Below are 4,536 nucleotides of genomic sequence, written 5' to 3'. Positions count from 1 at the left end.
CTGCTGAGCTCGGCCGCCACCGCGCTCGCGGCCGGCGTGAACACCGCGGCGCCGACCGCGGTCACCACCCGGGCCACCAGGAGGGAGCCGTAGCCGGGCGCGAGCGCCGCGAACAGGTTGCCGGCACCGGTGACGACGAGGGCGGCGACCAGCAGCGTGCGGCGTTCCCAGGTGCCGGTGGCGGCGGCGAAGATCGGCGACCCGATCGCGTAGGCGATGGCGAAGGCCGTCACGAGCTGGGCGGCGGCCGTGGCCGAGACGTGCAGCTCGCCGGTCAGCGCGGGCAGCAGCCCGGCGACGATGTAGCCGCTGGTCCCGACGCCGAACGCGCCGAAAGCGAGGACCGAGATCCTCGAGGACGTGGGTGTGGACATGGGCGGAGGCCCCCAAGCGAAGCAGGTGTTGGTTCGACGAACGTCGTAGTTCGACAATCACCGTACTACGCGGCTGCCGCAATTTCGACAGCCGTCGTACAATGGACGTCATGGCCAAGACCGCCGCACTGCCGCCGCTCGTCCACCCCGAGCGGGACGAGATCACCGTCGAAGGCGTGCTCCGCGCGCTGGCCGACCCGGTACGGCTGGCGATCGTGCGCCAGCTCGCGGCCGCGGACCACGAGATCGCGTGCGGCGGGCTGACCGTGCCGGTGACCAAGTCCACAATCACCCACCACCTGAGCATCCTGCGCCAGGCCGGCGTCGTGGCCGGCCGCCAGGAAGGCACGACGCGGTTCAACTCGTTGCGCCGCAACGACCTGAACGCCCTGTTCCCGGGCCTGCTCGACGGGGTGCTGGCCGCCCCGCGCTGATCACCGGCGTTACGGTGTGGATCGTCACCCGATATCGGGATGACAACGACCCCCTTCCCTTGTTGGACTGTCCATAGGCAGCTCACGGCGCTGGGGCCGAACGGCTGTCTTTCTTTTTGTCCCCGTACTGAACCGATCCAGAGATCGGCTGAGTAATCGATTTCCCACCTTGGAAGGAGTGCCGTGCCCGTCGCGCTGCTCGCGCTCGCCATCGGAGCTTTCGGCATCGGGACCACCGAGTTCGTCATGATGGGCGTGCTGCCACAGGCGGCCGCCGACTTCGGCGTCGACATCCCGACCGCCGGCTACCTCATCTCGGGGTACGCCCTCGGCGTCGTCATCGGCGCCCCCCTGCTCACCGCGGCCGCCGTCCGGCTGCCGCGCAAGACCATGCTGCTGGCCATGATGGGCCTGTTCACCCTGGGCAACGCCCTCTTCGCGCTCTCCCCCAACCAGGAGTTCGGCGTCGCGTTCCGGTTCCTCGCCGGCCTGCCGCACGGCGCGTTCTTCGGCGCCGGCGCGGTCGTCGCGTCGAGCTTGGTCGGCCCCGGCCAGCGCGCCAAGGCCGTGTCGATGATGTTCCTCGGCCTGACCCTGGCGAACGTCATCGGCGTGCCGCTGGGGACGCTGCTCGGCCAGCAGGTCGGCTGGCGCGCCACCTTCGGCGTCGTCGCCGTTATCGGCCTCATCGCGGCCGCGGCCATCGGGAAGCTGGTGCCGCACCAGGGCAAGCCCGCCGACGCGTCGCTGCGGGGTGAGCTGGGTGCGTTCAAGCGGCCGCAGGTGCACCTCGCGCTGGCGATCGTCACGTTCGGCCTCGGCGGCGTGTTCGCGTGCCTGTCCTACATCACGCCGATGCTGACCGACGTCGCCGGCTACTCGCCGTCGAACGTCACGCTACTGCTGTCACTGGCCGGCGTCGGCATGACGATCGGCAACCTGGTCGGCGGCCGGCTGGCCGACCGCGCGCTGATGCCGGGCCTGTACGCGGCGCTGCTGGCGCTGGCCTGCGTGCTCGGGATCTTCACGATCACGGCGCAGGGCAAGGTCGGCGCGGCGATCACGATCTTCTTCGTGGGCGTCGCCGGGTTCATGATCGGCCCGATGATGCAGGCGCGGATCATGGAGAAGGCGGGCGGCACACCGTCCCTGGTGTCGGCCGCCGTCCAGTCCGCGTTCAACATCGCCAACTCGATCGGCGCGTACCTCGGCGGGTTGGTCATCGCGGGCGGGCTCGGCCTGGTGGCTCCCAACTGGGTCGGCGCCCTGCTGGCGGTGTTCGGGCTCTCGCTCGCGGTCGTCTCCGGCGGCCTCGACCGGCGTGAAGCCAAGGCCGAACGCCGCGAGCTCGCGATGGCGTCCTAGGAGGCCTCGAGAAGCGCCACTTTCCCCGTGAAAGTGGCGCTTCCGGGTAGCCGGCTCTCACATCTTGAGAGCGCCGTCCCAAAACACGCATCTTTCCCTACGAAAGCTCCACTTAGGGCGGCCTAGGAGGACGCGAACGGGCCGCCGATGATCGTCAAGGCCACGTACAGCACCGCCGCCGCGAGCCCGGTGTAGGTGACGACGTCGACGATCCGGCCGCGGATCGCCAGCAGGCCCGCCCTGGCGGCCGGGAGCACCGCGCGCAGCACCCCGGCGAGGAGGAGCGCGACGCCGATCAGCGCCGCGCCCTCCCGCCAGTGGTACTGGACGATCCGCAGCGCGGCGACGGCGGCCACCAGCAGCACCAGCGCGAACGGCAGCTGCGTGAACCGGCCCGGCGCGCCCCGGCGGTCGCCGACGTCCCGCCGGTCTTCGGTCATCGTCATCGGCCCAGGAGCGAGCGCTCCGCCGCTTCGACGACGTTGCTGACGAGCATCGCCCGGGTCATCGGGCCGACCCCGCCGGGGTTCGGCGAGACCCAGCCGGCCACGTCATACACGTCCGGGTGAACATCGCCGGTGAGCTTGCCGTCCACGTGGGACACGCCGACGTCGAGCACCGCGGCGCCCGGCGCGACCATGTCCGCCGTGATGATCCCGGGCACCCCGGCCGCGGCGATCACGACGTCGGCGCGGCGGACCTCGGCGGCGAGGTCGCGGGTGCCGGTGTGGCACAGGGTGACGGTGGCGTTCTCGCTGCGGCGGGTCAGCAGCAGGCCCAGCGTGCGGCCGACGGTGATGCCGCGGCCGACCACGGTGACCCGCGCGCCGTTCAGCTCGACGCCGTGGCGCTTGAGCAGCTCGATGATCCCGTACGGCGTGCACGGCAGGGAGCCGGGCTCGCCCAGCGCGAGCCGGCCGAGGCTGATCGGGGCGAGGCCGTCGGCGTCCTTCTCCGGGGCGATGCGCTCGAGCACCGGGTACGGGTCGAGGTGCTTCGGCAGCGGCAGCTGGACGAGGTAGCCGTGGCACGCCGGGTCGGCGTTCAGCTCGTCGATGACGGCTTCGAGCTTGTCCTGGGAGATGTCCGCGGGCAGGTCGCGCCGGATCGAGTTGATCCCGATCTTCGCGCTGTCCGCGTGCTTCATCCGCACGTACGAGTGCGAGCCGGGGTCGTCGCCGACCAGGACGGTGCCCAGGCCCGGCGTCACCCCCTTCGCGGCCAGCGCCGCGACGCGGGGCTCGAGCTCCGCGAAAATGGCGTTCTTGGTGGCTTTGCCGTCGAGAATCTTCGCCGTCACGGTGCCCATTCTGGCAAAGCGACCCCCGCGCGTCGCTTCCAGGCGCGGGTGGTCGCTGCCCGTAGACTGGCCGCTACCCCACACGGTCCTTTCGCGACGCTCACCGCGATCAAGCTGTGATCTACCGCACTTCGCATCGCGCGAGGTCAGACCGGGTGCCGCCGGGTCGCGGAGCGGCAAAACCCACATGCGGGGTGCACACGCGCGCGCGAACAGTCAAAATGTCCCCGTGGCACAACCGACGACGCAGCTGAACGCGACCGAGCAGGACACCCTGGTCAAGCAGATCGGACTTGCCCTGCTGCGTGCCGCCCCGCGCGACTGGCGCAAGGTCACCGCGGAGTACCGAGCTGTCGGGAGGTACCACGAGCTGACCGGCGAGATCGTCACCGAAGACGGGACGGTCCACGAGTGGCTCGCCACCCACGACATCGCCACGCTCTTCGGCAGGCTCCGCGGCGGCATGTACCGCGACGGCCGCGGCACCTGGTTCAACGCGCGCTACCAGCTCGACCACCCGTCGAGCTACAACCTCGAGTACAACCGCGACGAACCCGTGTGGAACCTCGCGCCGCCGCCGCAGGCCTACTCCGACGAGCTGCGGATGTTCCCGCGCACCGAGGACAACGTGCCCGAGTGGCTGATCCGGCGGATGTCCGGGCTCGGCCCGGAGCAGCCGGGGCCGCACTTCCGGATCGCCCGGATCTTCGACACCGTCGGCCCGGCCGGCCGTCCCGTCATCAACCGGCCCGACCTCGAGGTCGACGAGCAGGACCGGCTGCTGGAGTACCTCGAGCGCGCGCCGCTGGTGGTGCCCGAGCGCGGGTACGACATCGACCGGCTGGCCGCGACGCCGGAGGCCACGGTCCCGGTCGCGTTCCACAGCGACGGCCAGTGGATCTGGCCCGCCGCCGTCAACTTCTACCTGCACAAGTACGGCGTTTCGCCCGAACCGGACCTCGTCGAGCACGTCCGCGCGGTCGGGTTCAAGCTGCCGCCGGTCGACGAGCCGACGTTGCAGGCCGCCGCGGGTTACCTCACCCGGGGGAACCAGCCGCCGCCC

General features: G+C 71.0%; 5 protein-coding genes and 1 pseudogene. 3 read left to right on the top strand and 3 right to left on the bottom strand.

What is annotated here, in order from left to right:
• Window positions 1–374, bottom strand: a 374-nt coding sequence (locus G3I65_RS24285; RefSeq protein WP_160698146.1) for an MFS transporter, incomplete at its 3' end; no start/stop codon positions are given.
• Window positions 375–484: 110 nt separating this feature from the next.
• Here G3I65_RS24285 and G3I65_RS24280 point away from each other — a divergent pair.
• Window positions 485–808, top strand: coding sequence for a helix-turn-helix transcriptional regulator (locus tag G3I65_RS24280; protein WP_160698145.1), 324 nt, complete (start codon window positions 485–487; stop codon window positions 806–808).
• A 183-nt stretch (window positions 809–991) separates the two neighbouring features.
• Window positions 992–2,173, top strand: coding sequence for an MFS transporter (locus G3I65_RS24275; RefSeq protein ID WP_160698144.1), 1,182 nt, complete (start codon window positions 992–994; stop codon window positions 2,171–2,173).
• Window positions 2,174–2,295: 122 nt separating this feature from the next.
• Here the strand turns inward: G3I65_RS24275 and G3I65_RS24270 are convergent, their stop codons facing one another.
• Together G3I65_RS24270 and G3I65_RS24265 are read right to left on the bottom strand one after the other, a co-directional pair.
• Window positions 2,296–2,619, bottom strand: coding sequence for a DUF3017 domain-containing protein (locus G3I65_RS24270; RefSeq protein ID WP_160698143.1), 324 nt, complete (start codon window positions 2,617–2,619; stop codon window positions 2,296–2,298).
• Window positions 2,616–3,473 carry a bifunctional methylenetetrahydrofolate dehydrogenase/methenyltetrahydrofolate cyclohydrolase gene (locus tag G3I65_RS24265; RefSeq protein ID WP_160698142.1) on the bottom strand — a complete coding sequence of 286 codons (858 nt, stop codon included), beginning with the start codon at window positions 3,471–3,473 and terminating at the stop codon, window positions 2,616–2,618. Before G3I65_RS24265 ends, G3I65_RS24270 begins: the two co-directional genes overlap by 4 nt.
• A gap of 187 nt (window positions 3,474–3,660) precedes the next feature.
• Here G3I65_RS24265 and G3I65_RS24260 point away from each other — a divergent pair.
• Window positions 3,661–4,536 (top strand): annotated as a pseudogene (locus G3I65_RS24260) (hypothetical protein); the annotation flags it as partial.

The sequence above is a fragment of the Amycolatopsis sp. SID8362 genome, from assembly GCF_010550475.1.
In the GTDB taxonomy this organism is placed as follows: domain Bacteria; phylum Actinomycetota; class Actinomycetes; order Mycobacteriales; family Pseudonocardiaceae; genus Amycolatopsis; species Amycolatopsis eburnea.
The sequence above is the reverse complement of the archived record's forward strand: the minus strand, read 5'-3'. Positions and strand labels throughout refer to the sequence as shown.

Bases quoted from the DNA above. Each gene is read 5' to 3' on its own strand.
- G3I65_RS24280 (WP_160698145.1), top strand. From the start codon at position 485: ATGGCCAAGACCGCCGCACTGCCGCCGCTCGTCCACCCCGAGCGGGAC.
- G3I65_RS24270 (WP_160698143.1), bottom strand. From the start codon at position 2,619: ATGACGATGACCGAAGACCGGCGGGACGTCGGCGACCGCCGGGGCGCG.